Origin of the sequence: Kribbella sp. ALI-6-A, from assembly GCF_001984195.1 — a bacterium.
Taxonomy (GTDB): Bacteria; Actinomycetota; Actinomycetes; order Propionibacteriales; family Kribbellaceae; genus Kribbella.
This window is the reverse complement of sequence record NZ_MTQN01000012.1, coordinates 322923-346370: the sequence shown is the minus strand read 5'-3', so window position 1 is coordinate 346370 and position 23448 is coordinate 322923. Positions and strand designations below refer to the sequence as shown.

Sequence of the window (23448 nt, the reverse complement as noted above, 5' to 3'; positions counted from 1 at the left end):
CACGCACGCTGTCGGTCACGCTCCGAGATTGTTGACCAAGCACGTCGCCGATGGAGGTGCAAAAAGTCGTTGCGGCTGGTTGGACGAGATGGTTTGTTGAGAGGCAACCAACCACGGGACGGAAGATGACGCTGCCTACCCCCACGCTCCTGACCCCTCGCCTTCGGCTGCGTCCGTTCGATGGAGCGGATGCGAACGACCTCTTCGCGATGCACAGCAACGCGTATGTGCTGCGCTACTGGGATTCACCGCCGTGGAGCGACCGCGCTCGCGCCGAGCGGTTCGTCGCGGTGTGCCGGCAGATGGCAGCCGAAGGTACCGGGGCGAGGCTGGCCATCGATCGCCTTTCCGACGGAGCGTTCATCGGCTGGTGCGGCCTGACCCAGTGGAATCCGGACTACCGCAGCGCATCGCTGGGCTACTGCTTCAACGAAGCGGCGTGGGGCCACGGCTACGCGACCGAGGCCGCGCGCGCCGTGCTGGGGTGGGCCTTCGACACCCTGGACCTGAATCGCGTTCAGGCTGAGGCCGACACACGCAACGGGGCATCCGCCCGCGTGCTGGAGAAACTCGGGTTCGTGCGTGAAGGAACGTTGCGGGAAGACTGCGTCGTGAACGGCGAGGTCTCCGACTCGTGGGTCTACGGGCTGATCAGGCGTGAATGGCAGCCGTCGCCCGAGCCGGTTCCCGCCGTCTGAGTCCTCGCTGTCTCTTTGCTCGCCACCCGGCCGCCGGCGGCCACGAGGTTGTCAGGACCAATCGCCGTCGTTTGTGCCCAGGCGTGCACGGCCCAGTTCGGTGATCGGGATGGCTGCCAGGCTGGTGAAGCCGATGTCGAGGAGCGTCGCGCGGGGTATACCCGTTGCGCCGAGGGTGCCCATGCCCTCGATCACCGCGCAGAAGAACGCGCCGAGCGAGTCGGCATCGGCGGCGCCGTCGATCTCGCCGGCCTCCTGCGCCTCCGCGATACACGCGGCGTAGTGCGTCCGCATCGTCTCGAAGGCTGCCGCGGCCGTCGAGGCCACTTCAGGGTCCCGCGCTGAGAGCTCGACAGCGGCTTTCGTGAACAGCGACGGCGGCGCCTGGGCCGCGCCGTGCGCCACGGCCATCTTGACCAGTTGCGCGCGGATCCGGGTGATCGGGCTGTCGGATCCGTGCCGGATCGACTCCACGGCCTCGATCGCCTCCGCGGTGTCGCTCAGGAACGCCCGGATGAAGAGTTCCTTCTTCCCACCGAAGGCGTTGTAGAGGCTTTGGCGCGCGAGGCCGGTCGCTTCGAGCAAGGTGTCGAGCGACGTCCCGGCGAAGCCCGTCTCGGCGAACGCCTCGCGTGCGCGGGCGACGACGTCCGCCTCGTCGAAGGAGCGGGGTCTTGCCATCATGGGCCTCCTGATCGAGTTATTGACCGATTCGTCCATTATGCCGTACGGTTCTAGACCAAGCAGTCAATAACGTTTCTGGAGGATGATCATGGCTCAGGTACTGGCCGGGAAGACGGCGCTCGTGACCGGCGGGACGTCGGGGATCGGGCTGGCAGTTGTCCGCCGGTTCGTGGACGAGGGGGCGCACGTCGTACTGACCGGGCGTCGGCAGGAAGCGCTCGACGCGGTCGCTGCGGAGTTCGGCGACCGCGTGACAGCGGTGCGGGCGGACGCGTCGAATCCGACGGACGTGGCGGGGCTCTTCGAGGCCGTCGCCGCGCGGGGTGCCGGGCTCGACGCGGTGCACGCGAACGCCGGCATCGGCGAGTTCGGGTCTTTGACAGAGGTGACGGCGGAGGACATCGACACCGCCTTCGCGACGAACGTGCGCGGGACGGCACTGACGGTGCAGGGAGCGCTGCCGTTCCTGAACGAGGGTGCGGCGATCGTCGTGACCGGATCCACCTCCGCGTCCGGAACCGAGCGAGGCTTCGGCATCTACGGCGGGTCGAAAGCGGCGGTCGCGGCGATGACACGCACGTGGGCCGTCGAACTGGCGCCGCGGGGCATCCGGATCAACACCGTCGTGCCCGGGCCGACCGAGACGTCGGGGCTGAAGGGGCTCGCCCCGAGCGACCCCGACGCGCTCCTGCAGCAGATCGCGGGTGGCATGCCACTTGGCCGCCTTCTCCGCCCCGAGGAGATCGCCGCCGCCGTACTGTTCCTGGTCTCCGACGAGAGTTCGGGGATGACGGGAAGCGAATTGTTCGTCGACGGCGGCAGCACCCTCGTCTGACGACGAGCACGGGTGCCACCGGAGTGCTCTCGACGATTCGGACGACGAGCGACCTCGACGGGATGTTGCGCCTCGCCAGCTGCCTGACGGCGCGGTCGTCGACGGCGAGCTGGTGATCATCCTCGACGGCCGGCTCAGCTTGGATGCGCGCCAGCGCCTCCTGCGAGGACACGGGCAGCATCCTACGGGCTGCGCACAGTCACCGGAATCGTGACCGTTGCCGAGGGCCACTGTCCTGGCCGCGGTACGGGCGGAGTACGGGCAGTGGAACGACAGCGGTGGTCGCCACACTCGACCTTTGGCTGTTTTACCCGAGCCTTCCTGGAGGACCTTTCCTATGCGTAAGTCCATCGTCGCCACCGCGACGGCGCTGACCCTCGTCGCGGCCGGTATCGCCGTGGCCGGAGTCAACCTCACCGCCCGGCCCGCGAGCGCCGCGCTCAGCGACGTCCCCGCCGACTGCGGTGTCTTCGCCACGGCGTACCGCTCCGACGGCCACCGGCTCGGCTACTCGTACGTCGACCGCAAGACCAACACCAGCGCGTACACCAACGACATGCTCGGCTGGGTGCCGTCGGCGCTGCAGAACATGGGTGGCGCCGGGGGCGAGGACCAGTTCCGCAGCCGGGAGTACGCCGCCCACCCGACCAACGGCTGGCTCTACAAGGTCGTCCGCCACGGCGAGCGGGTCAACGGGAGCTGGCGAATCACGTCGTTGACCGCCGACCAGCACACGAGTGGTTTCGGCGGCACCCGCATCCTCGCCTACGGCTACCCGTACCTCTACCGGGTCGCCGGGAACTCGCTCTACCGCTACACCATCTCGTCGTCCACCGGCGCGCTCTCGGGAAAGGTGAAGCTGCCAGGTACTGGCTGGGACACGGTCAACACACTCATCTTCGAGCGCAGCGGTGGAACGGGCAGTGCGGCCGTGGACGTGCTGACCGGCACCAAGACCAACGGAGAGCTCAAGGAGTGGCGGATCAACCGGGCCACGCCGAGTCAGGTCAGCTGGAGGATTCTGAAGACGAGTGGGTGGGCGGGGATCGCCACGCTCAGCGCCGGCCCTTGCACCGCGCATCCCAACGGTCGGGTGCTGCTCGGCATCACCGCCACAGGCACGGCCTCGGTGCACTTCGACGCCAAAGTGACGGACGGCATCGGCACTGACATCAAGGGAGGATCGCTCGGCAACCTCGGCTGGACCGCCAAGTCCTACGGCCAGTAGCAGCGCGTCAGGAGCCGGCCGTGCTCAAGCAGGACGAGCACGGCCGCAGGACGTGATGGAGATCTGCTGACGCGGCGTCAGGCCTGTACTCCACCGCTGTTCACGTTCACGGGGGAACGTGCCAAGGGAGTGCCGGGATGCGCCGCGTTCTGTTCATCGTCGGCTGGGCGATCGCCGGTGCGCTCGGGTGGGCGATCATCTTCGGGTTCGCCCTGTTGCTGGGATCCGACGATCCCGACGACTTCTTCGAGCACGCGACGTTCCGCACCGAGAAGGTGGTCGGAGTCGCCGGTGCCCCCGTGGCCGATGGCCCTTGCGGCGAGAGCAAAGACGACAAGGGGATTCGGCGCACCCACGGCACGTCGTACGAGGTCGGCCTGACCTGGACGGACGCGGACGGAGACACGCACCACGGCGTGATGACGACCTGCAACCGTCCGGACGAGGGCGAGCACGTGACGGTCTGGGTCACATCGCACGACGCGGTCTTCAACAGGTCGCCGCTGGCGATGTACAGCTCCGTCCCCATCGCCGCCGTGTTGTTCGCTCTCGGCGCGTGGGGATGGACCTGGCTGACGAAGGACGAGCGTCGCCGGCGTGGGACCGAGAGCCTGCGCCAGCGTCTCCGCCGGCTCAGGCTCCGTCGACTCAGACTCCGCGAGCTCAGACGAGCGAAGGGCAGGACCTGAGCCCAGCACTGCCAGTCGGCGAGCTGTGAAGCTAACCAGGGGTCATCCACGTGATCGCTTCTTCGGGGGCACGCCCCAAGCGCACTCATTGTCAGTGCCATGGACAGGCGTCGAGTCCGCGAGAGCCGATTCCAGCAAACCTGCAGGTCAGATGCGGTAGGCCCCGTGGGACTCGAACCCACAACCCGCGGATTAAAAGGGGCAATGATGCCCTATCAACCAGCCCCTCCAGGCGTCAGACATTCCGGTTTGAAGGGACACTAGCCTCGTTAGTTGACTCCCTTTGACGCGATTTCGCACCACGTTTGATCCCACGGCACTAACCGTCAGCTGGGTGCGCTCACGGTCCCCGGAGCGGGTGTGGCGTGCTGTCTGCGCGGGAGTTTCGGCTGCACGCGTCGCCGAGCTGGCAGGAAGGCTCCGCATAGTGGCCGCCAGGCCGGGATCGAAGCCTGCGTTGAGCTCGCCGCTGACGGGTTCCCCGCCTGCGCTCGGGATCTCCCAAGCTGCAGGGCTTCAGTCTAGTCGTGCGTGTGCAGGTGCAGCCAGGCCACAAAAGAGAGATGCTGGCCCGCGCGGGCGGGGTACCACGTGAGATCGGGGCCTCGAGCGACGAGTCTGCGTGGCGGTGAGCGGATACGCGACCTGGCTCGTCACGAAGCCATGACCATCGCCCCTCGCGACGTCGGGGATAATCGCACTGTGTCAGACCGTCAATACAACTCCGTCGAGGAGGCGCTTGTCGCCCTCACCGATGACAATGTCTTGGAACGGGTGGCCTTTCACGTCTTTAGGAAGGACCACCCCTACCTCCGGTTGACCGCACCGACCGGTGACACCGGCAGAGACCTGGTCGCGCGTCGACTGTTCTCCGATCAAGGTGAACTCCGCGTCATCGTGTCCCTGCAGACCAGGTGGACGACGAAGCTCGCCGAGGAACTCAAGAAGATTGAGAAGGAGGACCCGGCCAAGCGCGAGCAGAAGGCCATCTTCCTGACTACCCAATCGGCACCGGAGAGGTACCACCACAAGTTCATCGACCAGGCGAAGAGACTCGGGGTCTCCCTCGAGATATGCGGTCGCTCGACCCTGAGGGTCGCACTCGAGACCGATGAGCTGCGTCACATTGCCGAACTCGAGCTCGGCGTCCGACCTCGGTTGCCGCGGACCTTCGTCGGTCCCGCTGCGTTCCGTGAACAGCTGGCAGTCTCGGTCCCAGGAATCGACGACGACATGGTCGGCACCGCCACGCATGTCGACGAGATCGTGTCGTTCATCATCGACGACACGCCTGGGGCCGCACGACTACTGCTCGTGCTTGGCGCGGGCGGCCTGGGGAAGACCCGCTCGGTGGTCGAAGCGACTGGCCGGTCCGCGACGACCACCCTTCTTGCCCGGGCCGGAGCCAGCATCGACGTCGCCGCGCTCGCCGGCGTCCCCGTCGATGCGCCAGTGGTCATCGTGGTTGACGATGCCCACCAGAGCCCCGACTTGTCCGGGATCGCGACCCTTCTGGGCGATCCCCGGTATGCGAACGTGAAGATCGTTGTGACACTCCGTCCCGACGGCAGGGAACCTGTCCTTTCCGGCATCGGGATCGGCGCGTTGCCGACGAGGTCGGTGCTGGTGTCGGAACTGGACCGCTCTGACATCGTCGCCATCGTCAGGGGCCACGGCATTGAGGACGATGCCTTCACCGTCGCTGTGATCGCCCTGTCCGAGGGCTCCCCACTGCTCGCCCATACAGCCTGCAGCGTCGCTCTACGAGACCATTCCTTCACAGCTGCATCAGCCCGCGATGTCCTGAGCCGCCACGTCACGCAACGTCTCATGCAGCTGCAGACGCCAGCCGCCCGCGCGACTGCTGTGGCGCTGGCACTCATAGGTTCCGCCGCTAGCGGAGGAGAAATCTGCGCGCTCACCGGCGCCGTCCGCCACCTCCCCGGAGCAGTCCAGGAGGTCGAGGAGCTCCTGGACCGTCTTTGCGACACCGGCCTTGTCACGGCGACCGTCCAGGAGCATTCCCAACATACCGTCCGCTACTCGATCAAGCCCGACCTCTTGGCCCCGGTTCTTGTCGCCGAGGCGCTGGACCTCACCCAGCACGTCCGGATCGATCGGAGCACCGTCCTGAATCGTCTCGGCGAGTTGTCCATCGGTGCCGCGGCCACCGGTGCCACGGCCGTCGACAGCGCTGAGTCGAGGTCCGCTGGCTCAGCAATCCAGTCCCGACGCGGCGTGTTCGGCATCAACGAGCTCACCTCGATATCTGACCCAAGTCCCCACGTCGACACAACCTGGCTGGCGCGCGCCCTCGGGGTGCTCAGTCAAGCCTGCCGCATCGCCGGCGAGCAGCAGTTCGTGCGCGTGATCGAGCGTGGCGTCTACGGGCTGTGGCCAGCCGACGCCGACGGGGACACCTGGCGCGCGCTGGTGGCGCTCCTGGAACCCGTGGCAGGTGCATTACCTGCCACGCTCGACCGACTGCGAGTAGAGGTAGCGCGACGGTGGCCTCCGCGTCCGTCGCTCTCGTTGTCCTGGACCGAGGATGACCGTGAGGTCGACGAGGCACGCTTCGTGCTGCAGGCGCTCAATGACATGACTGTCCGGACGGCCGCGGTGACCGAGGACATCGCGGGCGCAATACGACTCCTGATGGACCTTGCGTTGCTCGCGGCCATGAATCCCGGACGGGGCCCAGACCCGGTCACTGGGTTCGCAGCTGTTGTCGCGGCACGGCAGGGCGACACCTGGAACGACCTGTTTGAGCGGCGCCAACGTGCCCTGAGGGCGATCGAGCGCTGGTTCAAGCAACAGACGGGCGCGGCGCAGCCACCGCGGTCGCCCGAACCGGCCGAGGCAACGGAGCGAGCGCACGTCGCCGGCGTCGTCGTGACCGCCACCGTGCCTCTCTTGAGTCCGGTACTAGAGATCGCGCGGTGGGGGACACCCAGCAGCGCAGACGAGCTGAGTCTCTCATCGAGCATCATGCCGGCACGGCAGCCGACCGCACGCGACCTCGCCGATGCCGCTCGGCTCGCGGCGTCCGTCCTCGACACGATGGACCTGGGAGCTGAGGCGTCGAGGGACGTTGTGAACCGAGTCGTTCGGCTGCAGTGGGAGATCTGGGCGATCGGGAAACGGTCCCTTCCCTTCGATGGGGGACCGGTCCCCGGGTACCACCGGCGCGCCCTTGCAGCTGCGGCGAAGCCCGTCTCGGCTGCCCTGGCCGCTCACTGGGACGAGTTGCCACTCTGGGCTCGTCACCAAACCTTGGCGTGGCATCTGCGTACGACGGGCCGCGCCACCCTGACGACGTTGGCTAATCGAGGTGACCCACTGGCGACCCGGGCGATAGCCGACGCGGCGCTCACCCACTTGATGATGTTGGTGCCGCTCGAGCGTGAAGACGGTTCTGATGTGCGCGGGGACGAGATGGCCGCGACCGTGTTGGCGAACCGGCTGGGGATCGTCGAGAGCGTGGAGCTGTTGTTTCAGGCCGGACTACTCGGCGAACAGAACTGGGATGGGCTCCCAGAGGTGTTCGCCCGAGAGGTCGGACGTGTCACCGTGGCCCAGAGCGACATCGAATGGTGCCTGGAACGGCTCATCGGGGACCCTCCCGGCGCCGGTGTCCGCGACCTTCTCCTGGGCCTTCTCGATGCTGACACCGACCGTGTTACCGAATGGCTCCTCAGAATCGGCGCAAGCGGCCAGGGGGCCAGGCTCGCCGCCCTGGTCCTCGACGACGTCGGCGACCCGGTTAGGAGAGCGCGCCTCATCGAGGTGATCTACGAGTACGTCGTCATCGGCGACCAGGGCAGACGCGACTCGGCCAAGACCGCCGCTTCGGTGTCGCCGCTGCCTGCCGAGCGCAGGACGGAGGCGTTAGGACGCGCTGCACGTCCCTTTGGTGCTCTCATGTCCCGCCTGCCCGGCGGGCGGCTGCTCGGTCGCATGGTTACGACCGGGGCGCGTGCCGTCGCCGCTCGTTCGGGCCGGATGATCCGCGGGGCCGCCGCTCTCCGGCCCGGCGGCGGCGTGGACCGAAGCTCCACCGAAGTGGGTCCCGACGCAGCCGGCGAAGAGAACTACACTCTCGAGCACGCAGACCTGATGGAGAGACTGCAGGCCGGACGCGCGCTGGCGATGGCGCTCGCGCGTTCACGCGAGACGACGACGGAGGAGCTCGATCGCGTCGTCGAACTCGCCGCCGCAGGCCCAATCGCGCTCGTCCCAGAGATCTTGCAATGGGTGACCTTCCGGGACCGACGTGCGACGAGAATGGCGCATGGCGCTGCCGACTGGGTGAGCCTGAGCTCCGACCAGGTTCTCGGCCTCGTTACCGGTCTCGGTCGCTACCTCGACGCTGTTGCTGAGAGCGAGAACTACTCCGCGCTCCACGCCGATCACCACCTCGCCATGGCCGTCTCCTTCATCGCCCGCGACCAGCCGGAGGCCCTGGCCTCGTTGCTCGGGCCATGGCTCGCGGAGGACAACCCGATCAATGCGTGGCCGATTGCCTGGGAACATGAGTTCGAAAGCATGACTCCTGAGGAACGTGCACCGTTCGCCTTCGCCCTCGCGGCCGAGCTGGACACCATCCGCGCCACGACCGAACTGGACGAACGGACCCGGTTCAGCCTCGACCAGTGCATTTCGATCCTGTTGGCTGGCACCCTCGGTTGGGCAGACACCGTGCTCGGGTGGGCCCAAGGGGATTCCGCCTCCAAGCAGCGTGCGCTCGCGGCCGTCGCGAGCGAATGGCAAGACCCGTCGTGGGCTCCGACAGTGACTGCTCTGCTGGCGGGAGGTCTGGGCGACCGCGAGCAGGGCGAGCTGCTGACGGGCTTGATGCCCATGAGCATTGGGGATGGCTTCGAGAAGCGGATCAAGAAACGGATAGAGGCCGTGCACGGCCTCGATATTTCGAAGCCTGAGGTGGCGGCGTTTCGTGATCGCGCCCTAACGGCCCTTGAGGCCGTTCTCGAGGAGGAGAACCGGGATCGCCGGCGCCGCCGACGTGGCTACGGCAACTGAACCGGGCGATGACAACTCAGTCATCCCGCGTCGGCCTCGCCGGCCGGGACAGTAAGTCTTCAGCTCGAACGCCTATGCCTGGGCCTCGGGCAGCAACGCGTGCACCGAGCGTCCGATCCCGATGCGGATCACCACTGCCGAGAAGTAGCGCAGGCAGTACACCGATCACCGCCCATTCGAGACGAGACACTCGGGCAGGCGACTTCGTCGACCAGCCGCAGGTACCCAACCGCGGGGAGCTCGTAGGATCACGCCGGATCGACCACGAATACCCGGCCCTCTGGCGGCAGCTGGTTGAACCCGACGTCCATGACCACGGGGAACACGGTGCCCCACTCGTCCTGGGATCCTGCCGGGATCACCGCCACGCCCCACCTGCCAAGCGCCTCGGTGCGCACCTCGACGCCGGAGTCCTCGACACCTGCCCGCTCGCGTAGCACCGCGTCCGCCACTGGCCCGGCGTCATCGCGCGTCACCCAGAGCACGTAGTGCGTCGCAGAACTCGTCATGCGACGACGTTACGAGCCCGCTCGGCGTTGCGTCTACCGCTTGTCCCGTCGCCGCGACTCGTGCGTCCACAGTCCAGATCACATGGCGGGCGAGTGTCGCGCATCAGTGACGGAGGGCACAAGGACTCGAGGACAGTGACGCGCGGATTAGGAAACCGACGCAGCGCATCGACAGGAGCATCTCCAGGCGTAGCAGGCCGATCCCATTCGGCTGGTCGTGACTCCAGTTGACTTGGTTTGACTGCTCCTTATTCCCACGCTGAACTGCCTGAGCGTGGGGACTGATGTTGGGCCCGTCGATTTCTGAGCTGGCGAAGACGAACTGGTGTCCCGCCGAACCAGGGAAGGGTTGTCGGCGGTCGGTCCCGCGCCAGAGACCTGCCTTACGGATGCCGGTACCGCTCAGGGCCGGGGCAAGCATCACAGGCCCGCCAGCCGCCCGGCCTCAGCATTCACTTCCGGGTGCAGGGGAGCGCAATCCAACCTCTGCTCTGCGGGCGACGCAGGCCTCACTCTCGCCCTCACTAGCCGGCCTTCTCTTCCAGCCACCACGGCGGCGACCTCATTACGGCCGTCGTCGGCGCGGCGGCTCGATCCCTTGCGGCGGCCAGCAGCGCTCATGGTTGAGCGGGAACCTTAGAAGCGGCTGCGAGCGGAGGTCACGCTTGAATTTCAGCCCAACTGACGATTCCATCATGGCGCCGAGTACGGCACACTAGGCGCATACTTGCGGCTGATATGGAAATGCCGACCGGGGGGGGGCTAGGTGGGTGAGAGGCATGCGCGGCGTATGCGGGCGATATTGTTTGGCGTCGCGATATTCGGGATCATTTGCATTGCATGGCGATGGGTTGGATCGGGGGTGGCCCAAGCTGTGACGGAGTACCTGAATGCCGATGTATCGCTCCGTGATCAATTGAGTAGCACCTATTCTCTGTCTGTCGGGATTGCCTCCTTGATCCTTTCGGTCATCGGCCTATTATGGCAACGCCGTCGGCCGCCGACCACCTCGGCGGGTGGTGATTTCCCGCCTAACGGCGGAGTCGCACGGGATGCCAGTCCAGATAATGCGTCGTTCGGCGAAGGCGCCTCTACGTCTAAATCATTGAGTATCACCCCGTTCCCAGCCGGGGCGCAACCGATCTACGTCAATATGATGGTCATCACCATCTTGATGAAGGAACGCTGTGTCCATCGTCGTATAACCGAGCGCCTCATCACGGCCTATTCAGATAATGTTGCCGGGTATCGAATCTCCGCCAGCTCTTTCACCCCAAAAGGTGCAAGTCGGCTCAGCTTCCGATCACTCTGGGGTTGCAGCATTGAATCAATTCGCGACCTTCGCGCAGTCGATACCTCGGGGGAGGTCCTGCTTCGGTTTCCGCGGCCTTTGCGAGCGGGGGAGAAGCATTACTTCTCGTCGGAAACAGTGAATCACCACACAGCCCTGCTTGACCACTACTATGTCAATGTAGAGATCGATCATCTAGGCATCGCTGCGGGCGAACTTTCGGACGGCCATCTTCCAGTGAACGGATTGACCGTACGTATCCGATTCGAGGACCGCGACGTGCCAGCGGCCTGCTGGTGGTACGACGATCGGACGAGTCGTGACGGCTCACTACCCCGGGCCGGTGATCCGCACATGCTGACCATCTCGGGCGGCGCCGTTTCACATACGTTCACTCAAGAGTGTCAGCCGCACGGCAATTACGGAATAGCGTTCCGATGGGGGAAGTGATTGCGTCTCCGCTTTTGTTGAAGCCTCTTAGTTCCAGGAGTGTTCCACGGCCATGTGAGCGAATTGCTCAACCATGCCTCCGAAGAACCGACGACCGAGCCGCCACGGACTCGGGTTGTAGACCCTGCGGCTTAAAGGGGCCATGAACACCTATCAAGTGGCCTCATCAGGCGTCAGAACCCGCTCCTGGAACGGTTCTCGGCCTCACCAGCCGACTTGGGTTGACCCCTTTCGTACCACGATTGATCCCACGCCGATCGTCAGCAAGGGTGCGGCGGTTCGCCCCCTCAGCGCTTCGACGCTGATGGCCGCCGGCCATCGAGGGGCGCTCGCCAAAGAGGGAGCTGGATACCTCAGCTGCGCCATGTGGTCCCTGCCGCTAACCAGAGACCGACGGTCGGCGGGCGGCACCCGCGGTTCCGCGCAGCGACCTTTCATATTCAGTTCGCCTAATCGCTCTAGGCCTCCGGCAGTTCCGCGCATCCCTTCACCTTGCGGTCCTGGCGAAACCCCACTCATCCGGCGGAGTGAGCATTACTGCACGCTCAGACGCAACCGTTCGCCGAGGTCTCTCAGGCGCTCGTAATCCAAGCTGGTTAGTCCCGAACTAAACAACTCCAATTGCGCTTCGTCACCTATCTGGTCTGACACATTCTCCCACTCGTCGCCGCATTCACGAGCAACAAAGACGGCTCCGCCGCGAGTCAGATGCCCTCTCGTGATGAGCTGAGCGGCCGCTTCGCTTTGGACGCCATACTCGATCGAGCTCTTCACAAACGCTGGAATATCGAGGCCATGCTCCTTGCCCACAATCACCGCTCCGGACCAGACCCAGGCGGCAGGGTACGTAAGTTTGCCGACATATTCGGCAGCATCCGACGTCCGCTTTGTCTCGTTGGAACCGCCGAAAAGCGAGTTCGCATTTTTGAAGATAGGTGCCTTGTTCGCAAGTTGCATGTAACTGTCGCCAGCAATCCAGCTACTAAATAATGCAATGTCCGCCGCAAATGTGTCTGACTCGGTTCGCCGATGCCGTGACTCTGAGTTGAAGCGGAGCATAGTCGACAGTTTTCCTGCCTGACTAGAGCCTGCTTCGCGCCTAAACCAAAGCGAATGCTGGATGACCTCGCTCGCCTCAAAGACCAGTTGTGCGATCTGAGCGGCCATGCCTGGATCCAGCGTCCTCAACCCGGCCAAATCCTGCATCCAACTGTCCGCGCCGAGTGCCACCGCTTCGCTCACTCGGGCGGCGCTCGCCGGGCTGAGTCCTGTGAGCCGTGCAGTGGCGCCTCGTTCGGTCAATCTGTATGGACTGGCGGCGAGGGCGAACCCGTCACGTTCCAAGTCTGATAGTGCGCGGTCGATCAACGAAACGACTGCCTGTTTCTCGCTAGAATCTCCAGCATCAAAACTCAAGGTCGACCGTGCAAGCGCTTCGGCTTGCAGAGGGACGTAGTTGTCGGCGTCGCCAAGCCAGGCCATGACCTGGCTCTGGATCTCCATATAGGCGTTGAGGTCGTCTAGGTCTGTCGCGTTAGGATCGATGTACGGAACGCGCCCACGAATCCGATCGCCGGCGGTTGTTGTCCATAGCGACTGACTGATGTAGTTACGCAATGTTGGGGCGTCCGATCCCAGCAAGAACATACAGTTACCCATACAAACAGTTGCATGACCTGCCGCAGGCGTGGGGAGCCAGCGATGACTGCCTCAATGGGCAGGACAGGGTGGGCAAGGTTCTCCGCCAGAGACGCATGGCGTCCGCCTATTTCCGCCCAGCTCGCGGACGATCCGGACAAGATCGTTGCCTATCGCACCAGTACCCGACTCCGTCGATCCTTCGCCGTGACGAACTCGGCGTTACTCATCAGCGTCGGCTCAGCGCATCGTGGAGAGCGCGACCCGGAACGCCGCCGCCGCGCAATGGCGACGCGACGGCGCCGCCGAGCAGCTCGCCCGATTCAGCAGCTGACAGTCCCGCCGAGCACTACGGCGTAGGGCGACTGCCGGGCGCTCCACCCGGAGGTGACGGGCCGGGAAGCACCGCCCCATCCGCTGGCCGGACGGGTCAGTGCTCACCACCGTCACAGTGGGCTCACTGTCGCGGGAGGTGCCCGAGGTGGACCTCGGTGTCGCATTGCTCCGGCGCCCAGCTCTGGACGTCAGCGTCTCCGGGTCAAGGGTGATCCCGGCGCTCGGCGGCATCCGGTCGACCTCCTGCCGGGCCCGCCATGATGGTCGGCGTACCGTGACCTCCACACCACTCTGCCGTGGGAGAGCGGCCCGAATGCTGTCGGTATCGGGAACAGCCCGAAGTGCGCCGTCGAAGCATGACCCAGGCCGTGCTTTGCACTACCCAGTGCGAGTTGTCCAGAGGGCTACGGGTCCGTGGTGCGGATCGTGGTGCGAAACCCTAGCGATCTATGGAGTCCGTGGTTGTGAGGCGAACATCCGCGTGGAGGGTGACGCTCATGAAAGAGGGCGACACGCTGAGCGTCCTCCTCGTAATGAGAAGGTCGTCGACGTAGCCACGCCGGTTGACGTCGGGTCCTGAATGCCCCCTATGCACGCACTGCGTCGAATAGCTAGGTGGCGCACGAGCCGCTGGCCACTGGCGATCGAAGGAGGACGGTCGTGTCCGTGTAAGCGGAGAGTGATTTACTCGGGGAATGACTGGTCAAACGCAGATCTGGAACGTTGCCGATACCACCCGCAAGCTGACCGGATCCGTGGATCTAACACTGAGGCGGCCAACTGTCAGTGTGGATGGCGAGCTCACCCCAGCCTACGAAGAACGGGCGACGAACCTGCCAGGCGAGACTGAGGTTGTCGACCTACCGTTCGGCCCCGAGCAAGAACAGATTTTCGTGCACGCGGAGGCACCTGATATCGGTGCGATCACCATTGCCGAGGGATACACCAGCGGACGGAATTTTGATCCGAACGCCCAGATCATTACTGGGAGATGGGCGCTTGTCGGTGGGCACGTAGACGCCGAGACTAAGTATGTGTCCGCCCGTGTTCGGATTCAGAATTTCGACTTTTGGCGGCGAGCATACATTGCTGGTCTGGATCCAGAAACTCGCAGACCCATCATAGTGAAGACGGCCGAGGAGCCCCCGTGTCCGGTGCCGCATTTGGGTGGTAATGCCGAAATCCGGTTGGAAGAGACATCGGATGGTGGCGAGGATTACTGGATTGTTCTCGATGGAGTACAGCTCAATCTGGAGAGAATACTGAAGGACTTCGTGAAACCTTTGAGTGATCTGGCAACCATCGCAATCGGCAGTCAGAGTTGGTCCGTCAGTATCCAGTTGAGAACCTCTGCGGATTCTCCGTGGAGCATTCTGTGTCACCCACTATTAGATACTCCGCATCCGGTGCCGCCGAAGGCAAAGCGCGAACATCAGGTCGTGCATTATGCCGATGTACGCCTGCAAGGCCTTGCGGCATGGCTCGCGAACTCTGTCTCGCTTGATGTGATCCCTACCCTGGTTGCGGGCCAGGTGGGCAGAACCGGGCCATCATTGGAGATCCGCCTACTTGTCTTGGCAAGCGCTGCTGAGGGATATCATCGCCGCATACATCCGCATGAGCGTCGACTGAGTCCAGAGCAAATTGAGAAGATCCCGCCGGCCATCAGTTCGCTGAAAGATAGACTTGACTCTGAAACTCGCGCTGCTATGCATGAGTCGACCGGGTACCTCGATGAGCCGGTATTTCGAAAGCGTATGCACAGCCTAGCCGAAGTGGTCGAAACTATCCTTCCAGGATTGACTGGCGTGACTGACAACTGGACAAAGGTTGTCGCTAAGCACCGCAACCGGTACGCTCATCGGCTGCCAGTCGAAGATGAGGATGCGACGAAGCTCTTTTTCGAAATGCTCGCGATCCAGCAGTCGCTGCGCTGGCTGCTAACCGTGCTTCTGCTCATAAAAGCCGGGATTTCATCGGAGATATTGGCAATACGGGCGACGCGCAATCACGAATGGTCGAGCTTCGTCTTGACGAGAACTCAGTACTTGCCGTCAGTCTATCGTCGGATTTGAGTGGACTGGTATTCGTTCAGGGATCGGACTATGGGTGCTGAGCCATGCGATTGTGCAGCCTCTCTGTCTCCGTGCGCTGGACGGGTTCAGCAGTCGTGCTCGACCAGAACGAATGCAGCGCTGAGGTTCCTCCTCGTATGAGAAGGTCGTCGGCCCGATGCGAAGACCCGCTCCGCACGGAGCACGGAGAACCCCAGGTCGGGGGCACTTGACCTGGGGCTCTGCATGTCGGGCCGCCTTCGCCGCGAGGTCCTCGTCCTCCGCCGCCGGGGTGTTAACAGGCACGGTCATGCCCCCCACCCCACCGAATGGACACCAGTTCGGCCAGATCGGGTTGATGGTCGCCGTCGCGGCCATGAAGAGTGCGATCTGCCCAACCCATCCGGCCGCCACGCAGCCGTGCCCCACATGCAATGGCAAGGGCTGGACTAGCGTCAGATACCCGCATCAAGGACCGCTCGATGAGTACCCAGCCTGAGCCGGATGGGGCGAGCGACCCGAACGGGCGGCTGGCCGAGTTGACCACGCTGCGGATCGCGTCAATCCCGCACGCCAAGGCTTTGGCGGCACGCATCCTGGAATCGGCCGCACGCCTCGCCGAGTTCGACGAGCTGGGGAACGTCGGAAGGCACCCCGTCATAGCCGGCGTCCGGGTGCCCAATGTGAGAGTAGCTCTCCTGCATCTCCCAAACGAAGTTCGCTTCCGCGTTCAGAAGCTTTGCCCAGGCGTCACGAACTTGTTTATGTGCGATCAACTGCATGCGTCCTGTCGTCGCATCAGGAATCTTCCAGAGCTCGCCGTACTGCTTGCGTCTGCTCTCCACAGTCCCCGGAGCGTTCATCGGATCGATGGCCCAGTCCAGCCGCCGCGTGATGAAGTGGACATATAACATCGCTTCGGAGTACAAGGCCCTCCGCTCGTTGCGCAGACTGGCGCGATCGGCTAGGCGCCCTTGAAGTAGCGGCGCCCCAAGCGACCCTACGACCGCGCCAACTAAGGCCGTTGCCGCACCCACAACACTGTCGCATCCATCCGTGGATCGTAGGCGCGCCTGCGGTCCAGGAGAGCATGTGGGCCTGGCGTCTGCGCTGTGATCCGCCAGGCTCCGAGCCGTCCGTGACTCTCGCAGCGGTGCGCTCTGGAACCAGCCGTCCGACATCTCAATTATTCACAGCCCTCTGCCATGCGGAGTGCAGGCCCGGCTGTCGGTAGGTCAACCAAGCCTGCACCTGCCGCGGCTGCCCGGGGCCTGCTTGTGGTGCGGGACATGGTGCCAAACTGCGACGAAGCATGAGAATCTTCGCCGGTGTGACAGTGACCGCGCAACCAGAAGTGCCTCATGGAAGCGCACAACACGCTGAGCATCCTCCTCGTAATGTGAAGGTCCGCGGTCCAGTCTGCGAGCGATGGGTAGTGCCCCACTGAGTGCCGATTGTCGCCGTTGGCGCGACAGATCGGCCGCGAGGTGCGGGATCGTGTCGCGTGGACCCGGATCGAGCGCTGGCCGGCGTGCCCAGATTCGATTGGTAGAGCCATCGCCCGACGCTTGAACCGCTCGGCTCCGTGCTTACTCCGTGGGTGGCGATCGAGGATCTTCGCCGCGACAGGTGTGTGGCTAATCGATCGGCACCAACCACACACGTGTCAGCACGACACTGACAGCTGATGCACGTTGGATGTCGCGGCGGCGGCCATCGACAGTTCTAGAGTCGACGTAGCCGGAAGCTACCAGTGAGCACTTCAAGCATGGAGATGCCGGCAGTAAAGAGGGCGGCTCCCCGTTGGAGTCGGAGAGCCGCTCGGGTTGACCCCGTCCACAGTCCCAACTGTTGAAAGGGAGTCGAGATGACTCTAACCCCTCCGCGACGCGGTGTCCGGTCCCAGCTCAAGCTTGCGGCTGAAGTGCCCCCCGAAAGCGAAGGCTTAATGTCTGCTCGGGCGCTGGCAATCGCGACGTGGTCCCTCGTGATCGCTGTGATCGCCGGCGCCGGAGCTGGTATTCCAGCCGGCCTTGCGGTGGCGGCCGACACAAGCGGCCAGACCCTGCCAATCCTTGTGGGTATCCTCAGCGGACTCGCGGCGGCAAGCCTGGCTGGTCTGACCGTCGTGGGCGGCCTACACAGCCTGGTCCCGAAGCGGTGACTGCGATGAATTCGCCTGCGGCCAGCCTGAAGCACGCAGTCGAGCAACGTCTCGCCAACACGGCCGAGATTGGCCTCAATCACGCTATCGAGCACCACATGGCGTTGTGCCTCAACATGGCCGTGACTTCCTTGGAGCTCATCACCCTTGAGCCGCCATACACGGAGCATGTCACCACCCTTCGCGACCTGATTGAACAGGTTGAAGTGAGTGCTGTGGCACTGACGGTTGAATCTGGTGTCTCGTGGAGCGCTATGGCTTCCGACTACGGCGTCGCCCGCCAGACACTAAACCGTCGCCTTAGCCGCAAGACGACCAAGTGGCTCCGTGCAATGCACGCAGCAAACGATGCCGAGATCTCTGGACGAAGCCGTGTTTGGCGCCACCAGATGACGAAGCTACGGGAGCTGGCCCAAGAGCTGTTGGGACAGAGCGATGGCACCAATCTGGCGGCTGCTCGTGAACGCTTGAAGCTTCAGCACCTGAATGCGATCAGGCCTGATCGCGGACCAAGGTCGCGACAGTGAGGTAACCGCGGTGGGCTACCCCCATGTGCGGTCGACGCGGACAGACACACAACCTGTCGGGTTTCGGAGTCGGCACGACGCCCCAGCCGCTAAATCTGGCCCTCGTAACGAACTTCGCGGCCGCCATGAGCCGGAGCGTGCAGGGTGGCTTTGCGCTTTATGCATCGTGCGTTGCTCGTGCTCCTGTTCAGCACTTTGATCCCCGGAGTCAGGTGGAGCGGGCGGAGGTGAACCGGGAAATGGCGCAGATTCTTGATGTTGAGCCGGATGCGTTCGCGGCCGCGTTCGAGGCGACGGCGTACGAGCGCTTCACCGGCCTGTACGGCGACCTGCCCAGCACACTGCGGGAGATCGCCCGTCGGAGTGGTCGGCAGCCGAGCGACGATCAGCTGGAGCAGGCGACCGCGGCGCGGCGGAGGCTCGCACACACCAGCTCATCGGAGGCGCTCCCGAGACGACGTTGAATGCACTGGCGCAGATGCGAGCTCTCGGATGGCGCACCGGCCTGATCAGCAACATCACCTCCGAGACGCAGCTGCAGTGGCAGGGCAGCGATCTCTCGCAGTACTTCGACGTAACCGCGTTCTCCGCCGAGGTCGGGTCCGCAAAACCCGAGGCAGCGATTTACCTGGCCGCTTGTCGCTGCCGTCCGCCCCATAGACGCATTCAGCGACACCGCTCCTGGCAGCTCGTTGTCGGCCGGGTCGACGCCGAATCCTCTGCACATGCCAACAGTGGTCCAGCCTGGACGGGCCCGACCATCATTCGTCCGCCGAACTCCCTGCTCTGCACGGGAGCGCCGGCCTAGCGTTCCCGCGCTGTGCCAGGTGCCGGCGGAGGCCTTCGGCGTACGGCATTGGGATTGGTGTCACGGTTAGCTGGCCTGATGCCGAGTTATCCACAGGCAGCTCGACGCCAGATCGCACGTATGGCCCGCGGCCGGATCTCGTAGCTCCGACCGGCCAATCAATCCGTCCAACCCCTGGTGCCTGTGGATTCTGCCTGCGTGGCATCACTCGTGGCACGAAGTGGCGGATACCTATGGGGGATCCCGCGCCCGGTGGGGGCTGCCGCGCAACAAAAACCCCTGGTAGAGAGCGGATGCGACCCTGTCGTTCCTCCTCGTAATGACAAGGCCGTCGGCCCGATTCCGGCAGGCGGCGTCATCTAGTTCGATACATCGGCGACACTCGAACGCAAGGTTCGGGCTCGGGTGTTGCAGTCGACACATGTGGGCCGTTGCGTAGCGCTTGTCAGGGCCGTGGACCGATGTCGAGGACGAAGACCTCGACGCATCTATCCGGTCCATGACGACGTGCCTGCGTGCGCAGCTCGTCGGCGAGTAGCGACGGATCCGGGTGGTTGCGCTTCCAGGAGGAGGGTCGCAGCGCAGGAGCGGTCCAGTAGACGATGTAGATTCCGTGGGTGAGGTCTGCTGGTTGCATGTACCGGCCGATGAGCTGGTGGTCGATGGCTGTGAGCAGGTCACGATTCTGGACGTGTTTGGCTTCGAACACCACGCGACCCAGTTGGATTCCTCCCGAGGTCGCGGTGATGTCGATGCGGGTGCCGACCCCGCTTGCGGCCGTGCGACGGACCTGAATCTCGCGGTCGATGATGACGTGAGGTGTCAACCGCAGTTCGAGTTGCTGAGCCAGCCAGTCCGAGATGTCGTCTTCCATCTTGGGCGAAGCGGCATTCGCTCCGGGGTCACCGTTCCAAAGACTGCGGAAGCCCGCGCGTTCGCGAACGTAATGCTGAATCTGATCAAGTTGCTCAAGCAGTACCGTGATGAGCCCGGCGCTGTCGCGGATCACGCGAGCGTCGCCGCGGGCTACCAACGCCATCATCGTGTCCGGTGTCAGTGGGCGCCACAGCGATAGAGCCTCGTGAGCGCGTGCTTGTTGCAGCAGGTGGTTGATTTGCTCTTGGTCTTCTGCTGGCCGCTCCGTCCTAAGTGATGCCAGATGCGAGGCCATGCCGCGGCGAGCCATCGTTTGAAGCAGATTCATGCGCAGCCGACGGGCCTCCGACTCCGGAGTGCTTCGGGCGAAGTCGTCGGCACGTTCCGGATCGCCCGCGAAGGGTAGTCGGTCGAGGAGCAAGCGACTCAGCGCGGCCAGCGAAGAATCGGAGAGCTGGATGGGGTCTATCTCACGTAGGTGTTCAAGCGGTCCCAGTTGCCCAGCTGCGAGCCACGGGGTGAGTAGCTCCTCTGGCGCGAGCTTGGCCAGCGCCTCAATGGCCCCCGCCGGCGCCGGCTCTTCGGCTCTGGTCGCGCGAGCATTGTCCAATGCGACGCTTGGTGCATGCTCGACCAGTACCTCGAAGGACGCGTCTCGGCGGGCTAATGGCTGCCGGGGGTCGCGAGCGATTGCCGCGACGACGTCTAGCAGGAGGGGATCTGTGAAGTCAGCGAGGGGGTGATGCGGAAACGCTACTGTCGGGGCGGTCCGCACGTGGTCGCGCAGTGCAGCGGACAGGGCGGCGCGGCCCCGCGGCGGTGCCGACGCTCCGAGTCGCCGCTTCTTCTGTTCCTCGTTCATGAATGCTGGTGTCACCACGATCGTCTCCGCCCACGAATCCCATACCCGCTGAGGGACGCGGCGAAGCAGGTCAGGGCGGTGTTCGGCGAGCGTGGCTAGGAGGTAGACCGCTGCCCAATCAGGCATAATCTCTTGGTAGGTCCACCTGTCGCGACTGGCCCAGCTGCCGGGCTCGGGCTGCCGTGCTGAGAGGTACGCGATCCCGATTTGCCAGAATTCTTCTTGTTCCTCAGCGTCCAGCAGCGGCCACAGGGGCCGCTCCGTGAGATCCCATCCAAATGCAGCCTTCGGGTCCGCAGCATGGAGGTCCCCGGCGAGCGCCAACGCCGCCTCCCACCACTGATCGCGCTGCGCGCGGACGCGACTCAACGTCTGCCGCAGGACGGCGAGGTGTCGCTCAGGTCCTGGCCGTTGGTGGTCGCTGATCCGTCTGCGCACCCCCCAGTCGGGTCGAGCGCCGATGTCTCGATATCCCTGGAACTGCGACAGGATCGAATAGGCCGGATGGTCTTCGCTCACTGTCAGGATTCGGTCAGCGGTGACGCGGTCGGCGACGTTCCATGCCAGTTGCCTCAGTACGACTTCGGCCGCAGCCAGCGCCTGTGCTGGTGCACTCGGGATCCAGTCGATCAGCCATGTCAGGTCCTGAGGCGTGAGGATGCGCAGGTCCAAGACGGCCATGAAGGCGTTGTGGTGCACCGACAGCATGGCAGCGGCCATGGCGCGACGCAGGTCAGGGTTGTCGTCGACTTCCCACGGGTGCTCGCCGCGATCGAACTCCACTTGCCCACCGAGTCGTTCCTGACCAAGCAGCCCCCCGACCTCGGCCGCGATAGAGGGTTCATGCATGGTCCACGCTCGCGCCAGCAGGCCACCGAGCAGTCGGTCGAACGCGTAGTCCCTGTGGTTCGGGCGACGGCCTACTGCGTACCTGAGCACAGGCAGCACGTGATCGGCGTCCAAGAGCGAGGGCAGCTCATCGAGTAGGCGTGAGTAGCTGCCGATGTAGCTCGGCGAGCGTCGCGGCCTCAGCGCGGCCGTCAATCGGTCGAGATCCACAGTTCTTGTAAGAAGTGCCCGCAACGCGGCAGCCAGGATCTCGTCCTGAGGATCCTCTTCTGAACTTAGGAAGAGAAGGGGCGCGAGTTCGTCGACTCGGACGGGTGCCGCGACTGCTGCGAACGATGCCACCGCTTCAGCGCGTACGAAGGAGGGCCAAGTGAGGTTGAATGCGATCGCGAGTAGGTCATCGGCCGCGTCACTGACCCTGCAGTGCCGGGTGATGCGACAGATCCAGAAGATCTCCCAGTGGTTGGCCGCCCGCTGGACCGCCTCGTGGATTTGATCGCCAATATCGGGATGAGCAAGCGGGGAGGTATCGAGGTTCCAGCCCTCGTCGATGGAGCCATTGGCGGCACCACGTAGAAGCGCGTCGACGACGCGCCGGCGCATCTTGTCGTCTGCCAACTCGAGCCCCGTTGTACTTAATAGTTGCTTCGCGTTGTCTGCGATGAGGTCGGCCGGGATAGACGCGCCGAGCGGTAACAGCCAGCCGAGCACCTCGATCATCGGGCCGGGCGCTAGGCCGTTAGCGTCTGCCCCGAGGAGGGACAGGAGCCGTCGTCCACTGACGCCTCGGCGAGCAAGGTACGCCGCGGCGAGGAACTCCGCATAGGACTGGTGGGCGAAGCGGACGCTGCCCTGGCCGGCTGCGGAGAACAGCGTCGTGTTGAGAACCTCGTGGAGGTCCTCAACGGTCATTTGTCCGGCGAGGTCGGGCTCGTGGTCGGTGGGTACGGCGGTGACAGGCAGCAGTGCGCTGTCTGCCGAGCCGTCTGAGGGATTGTTGACCTGTCCAAGCCCGAAGCGCCCCACGCCGCAGAAGATGGTCACCGCCGCCAGGCGTTCGGCGAGGAGCGCCATCCGCCTGTCGTCATGAACCCTGCGCGGCCGAAATCGACCAGTTTCGAGCAACAGATTGCTGACGGTGTGGCGCATCGCTTCGGAGCGGCCGGCGGGCAGCTCCCTCGTCGTACGCCACTGGTCGAGCAGGGCGCGGGCGTGTTGAGGCTGGGCAAGCAGACGCGTCAGACGAGCGTCGGCTACGGCAGTCAGGAACGCGTCAGCGTCGGAGCCCGCCATCTCCTCGATGCCGTGCAGGTCCAGAGGGAGGAGTTCCAGCTCCTGGAAGCCAGGCAGCGCGGCGCGAAGCCCCTCAGCCAGGTCAACCGTCCACAAGCCAGGCCGACATGCCAGTCGCCACGACGCCCTCTTCGCCGTTCGCTCGCTGAGAAGCTGGACCAACACGTAGCCGATATTCGGGTCGAGCTGCACGGCCTCGTCGATGGCGTCGATGAATACGGCGGCAGCATCGCGGCTGAGCTGCCTGATCTGCTCCACCAACGACTCGCGACCGTGCATGCGTAGATCGATCGATGTACTGTCGGGTTCGCGCCGTTGTAGGTCCCTGACCAGCGTGGTCTTGCCTGCACCGCCTGGCGCGAGCAGTACGTAAGACCGCTCGCTGCCGACCAAGTCCTCAGCCCTTCGCGGACGGCTACCTGAGTACCAGTCGCTGCTCAGCGTCGCCGTATCGAGCAGTCCGTGCTGGGTCCGTGGGACCTCGCTATTTAGCGTCGCCACCCACCGGGCCGCATCCGGCGCAGAATGTCGGGACGTGTCCTCGGCCGAGCCGAGAGATCCGTCCTCAGCCGAGGCAGCTGTCTCGTGCGTCATGGTGGGCCAAGCCTAGGACGTTG

At 64.4% G+C, this 23448-nt stretch carries 14 protein-coding genes; 9 read left to right on the top strand and 5 right to left on the bottom strand.

Features of this window, described 5'->3' with window-relative positions; translation table 11 throughout:
* The first annotated feature begins 125 nt into the window (after nt 1-125).
* A complete protein-coding gene (locus BWI15_RS28255) occupies nt 126-698 on the top strand; it encodes a GNAT family N-acetyltransferase (RefSeq protein WP_077017599.1) in 573 nt (190 codons plus the stop codon).
* A 51-nt stretch (nt 699-749) separates the two neighbouring features.
* On the opposite strand, the gene BWI15_RS28250 is transcribed toward BWI15_RS28255, so the two are convergent.
* Nucleotides 750-1418: a TetR/AcrR family transcriptional regulator gene (locus BWI15_RS28250; protein WP_083751073.1), complete on the bottom strand. Its 669-nt coding sequence runs from the start codon at nt 1416-1418 to the stop codon at nt 750-752.
* Between the two features lie 52 nt (nt 1419-1470).
* Between BWI15_RS28250 and BWI15_RS28245 the strand changes: the two genes are divergently transcribed.
* The 4 genes from BWI15_RS28245 to BWI15_RS28230 all read left to right on the top strand — a co-directional run bounded on the left by BWI15_RS28245 (nt 1471) and on the right by BWI15_RS28230 (nt 9174).
* Nucleotides 1471-2217 (top strand): SDR family NAD(P)-dependent oxidoreductase, encoded by a 747-nt coding sequence (locus tag BWI15_RS28245; protein WP_077017598.1) that lies wholly within the window; start codon nt 1471-1473, stop codon nt 2215-2217.
* Between the two features lie 337 nt (nt 2218-2554).
* Complete coding sequence (locus tag BWI15_RS28240; protein ID WP_077017597.1) at nt 2555-3445, top strand: hypothetical protein; 891 nt, start codon at nt 2555-2557, stop codon at nt 3443-3445.
* 137 nt (nt 3446-3582) lie between these two features.
* The gene (locus tag BWI15_RS28235; protein WP_077017596.1) at nt 3583-4134 is read left to right on the top strand and encodes a hypothetical protein; all 552 of its coding nucleotides are present in this window, start codon (nt 3583-3585) and stop codon (nt 4132-4134) included.
* Between the two features lie 702 nt (nt 4135-4836).
* Nucleotides 4837-9174, top strand: a complete 4338-nt coding sequence (locus tag BWI15_RS28230; protein WP_143465908.1) for a hypothetical protein — start codon at nt 4837-4839, stop codon at nt 9172-9174.
* 248 nt (nt 9175-9422) lie between these two features.
* Here the strand turns inward: BWI15_RS28230 and BWI15_RS28225 are convergent, their stop codons facing one another.
* Nucleotides 9423-9683 carry a hypothetical protein gene (locus BWI15_RS28225; protein ID WP_077017594.1) on the bottom strand — a complete coding sequence of 87 codons (261 nt, stop codon included), beginning with the start codon at nt 9681-9683 and terminating at the stop codon, nt 9423-9425.
* 874 nt (nt 9684-10557) lie between these two features.
* Between BWI15_RS28225 and BWI15_RS38985 the strand changes: the two genes are divergently transcribed.
* Nucleotides 10558-11424: a hypothetical protein gene (locus tag BWI15_RS38985; RefSeq protein ID WP_143465906.1), complete on the top strand. Its 867-nt coding sequence runs from the start codon at nt 10558-10560 to the stop codon at nt 11422-11424.
* Nucleotides 11425-11958: 534 nt separating this feature from the next.
* Here the strand turns inward: BWI15_RS38985 and BWI15_RS38980 are convergent.
* Nucleotides 11959-13071, bottom strand: coding sequence for a hypothetical protein (locus BWI15_RS38980; protein WP_143465904.1), 1113 nt, complete (start codon nt 13069-13071; stop codon nt 11959-11961).
* Nucleotides 13072-14093: 1022 nt separating this feature from the next.
* Here BWI15_RS38980 and BWI15_RS38975 point away from each other — a divergent pair.
* Nucleotides 14094-15473, top strand: coding sequence for a HEPN domain-containing protein (locus tag BWI15_RS38975; RefSeq protein WP_143465902.1), 1380 nt, complete (start codon nt 14094-14096; stop codon nt 15471-15473).
* 539 nt (nt 15474-16012) lie between these two features.
* Here the strand turns inward: BWI15_RS38975 and BWI15_RS28215 are convergent.
* Complete coding sequence (locus BWI15_RS28215) at nt 16013-16366, bottom strand: hypothetical protein (protein ID WP_077017592.1); 354 nt, start codon at nt 16364-16366, stop codon at nt 16013-16015.
* Between the two features lie 1255 nt (nt 16367-17621).
* Between BWI15_RS28215 and BWI15_RS38970 the strand changes: the two genes are divergently transcribed.
* Complete coding sequence (locus BWI15_RS38970; protein ID WP_143465900.1) at nt 17622-18143, top strand: hypothetical protein; 522 nt, start codon at nt 17622-17624, stop codon at nt 18141-18143.
* 239 nt (nt 18144-18382) lie between these two features.
* The gene (locus BWI15_RS28205; RefSeq protein ID WP_143465898.1) at nt 18383-18607 is read left to right on the top strand and encodes a hypothetical protein; all 225 of its coding nucleotides are present in this window, start codon (nt 18383-18385) and stop codon (nt 18605-18607) included.
* A gap of 789 nt (nt 18608-19396) precedes the next feature.
* Here BWI15_RS28205 and BWI15_RS28200 read toward each other — a convergent pair.
* Nucleotides 19397-23425 (bottom strand): hypothetical protein, encoded by a 4029-nt coding sequence (locus BWI15_RS28200; RefSeq protein WP_143465896.1) that lies wholly within the window; start codon nt 23423-23425, stop codon nt 19397-19399.
* Nucleotides 23426-23448: the final 23 nt, after the last annotated feature.

Excerpts from the sequence above, each read along its gene's own strand:
- BWI15_RS28235 (WP_077017596.1), top strand. The coding sequence starts at position 3,583 with ATGCGCCGCGTTCTGTTCATCGTCGGCTGGGCGATCGCCGGTGCGCTC.
- BWI15_RS38980 (WP_143465904.1), bottom strand. The coding sequence starts at position 13,071 with ATGTTCTTGCTGGGATCGGACGCCCCAACATTGCGTAACTACATCAGT.
- BWI15_RS28200 (WP_143465896.1), bottom strand. The coding sequence starts at position 23,425 with ATGACGCACGAGACAGCTGCCTCGGCTGAGGACGGATCTCTCGGCTCG.
- BWI15_RS38975 (WP_143465902.1), top strand. The coding sequence starts at position 14,094 with ATGACTGGTCAAACGCAGATCTGGAACGTTGCCGATACCACCCGCAAG.
- BWI15_RS28245 (WP_077017598.1), top strand. The coding sequence starts at position 1,471 with ATGGCTCAGGTACTGGCCGGGAAGACGGCGCTCGTGACCGGCGGGACG.
- BWI15_RS28240 (WP_077017597.1), top strand. The coding sequence starts at position 2,555 with ATGCGTAAGTCCATCGTCGCCACCGCGACGGCGCTGACCCTCGTCGCG.
- BWI15_RS28255 (WP_077017599.1), top strand. The coding sequence starts at position 126 with ATGACGCTGCCTACCCCCACGCTCCTGACCCCTCGCCTTCGGCTGCGT.
- BWI15_RS28225 (WP_077017594.1), bottom strand. The coding sequence starts at position 9,683 with ATGACGAGTTCTGCGACGCACTACGTGCTCTGGGTGACGCGCGATGAC.
- BWI15_RS28215 (WP_077017592.1), bottom strand. The coding sequence starts at position 16,366 with ATGTTATATGTCCACTTCATCACGCGGCGGCTGGACTGGGCCATCGAT.
- BWI15_RS28250 (WP_083751073.1), bottom strand. The coding sequence starts at position 1,418 with ATGGACGAATCGGTCAATAACTCGATCAGGAGGCCCATGATGGCAAGA.
- BWI15_RS38970 (WP_143465900.1), top strand. The coding sequence starts at position 17,622 with ATGAATTCGCCTGCGGCCAGCCTGAAGCACGCAGTCGAGCAACGTCTC.
- BWI15_RS28205 (WP_143465898.1), top strand. The coding sequence starts at position 18,383 with ATGGCGCAGATTCTTGATGTTGAGCCGGATGCGTTCGCGGCCGCGTTC.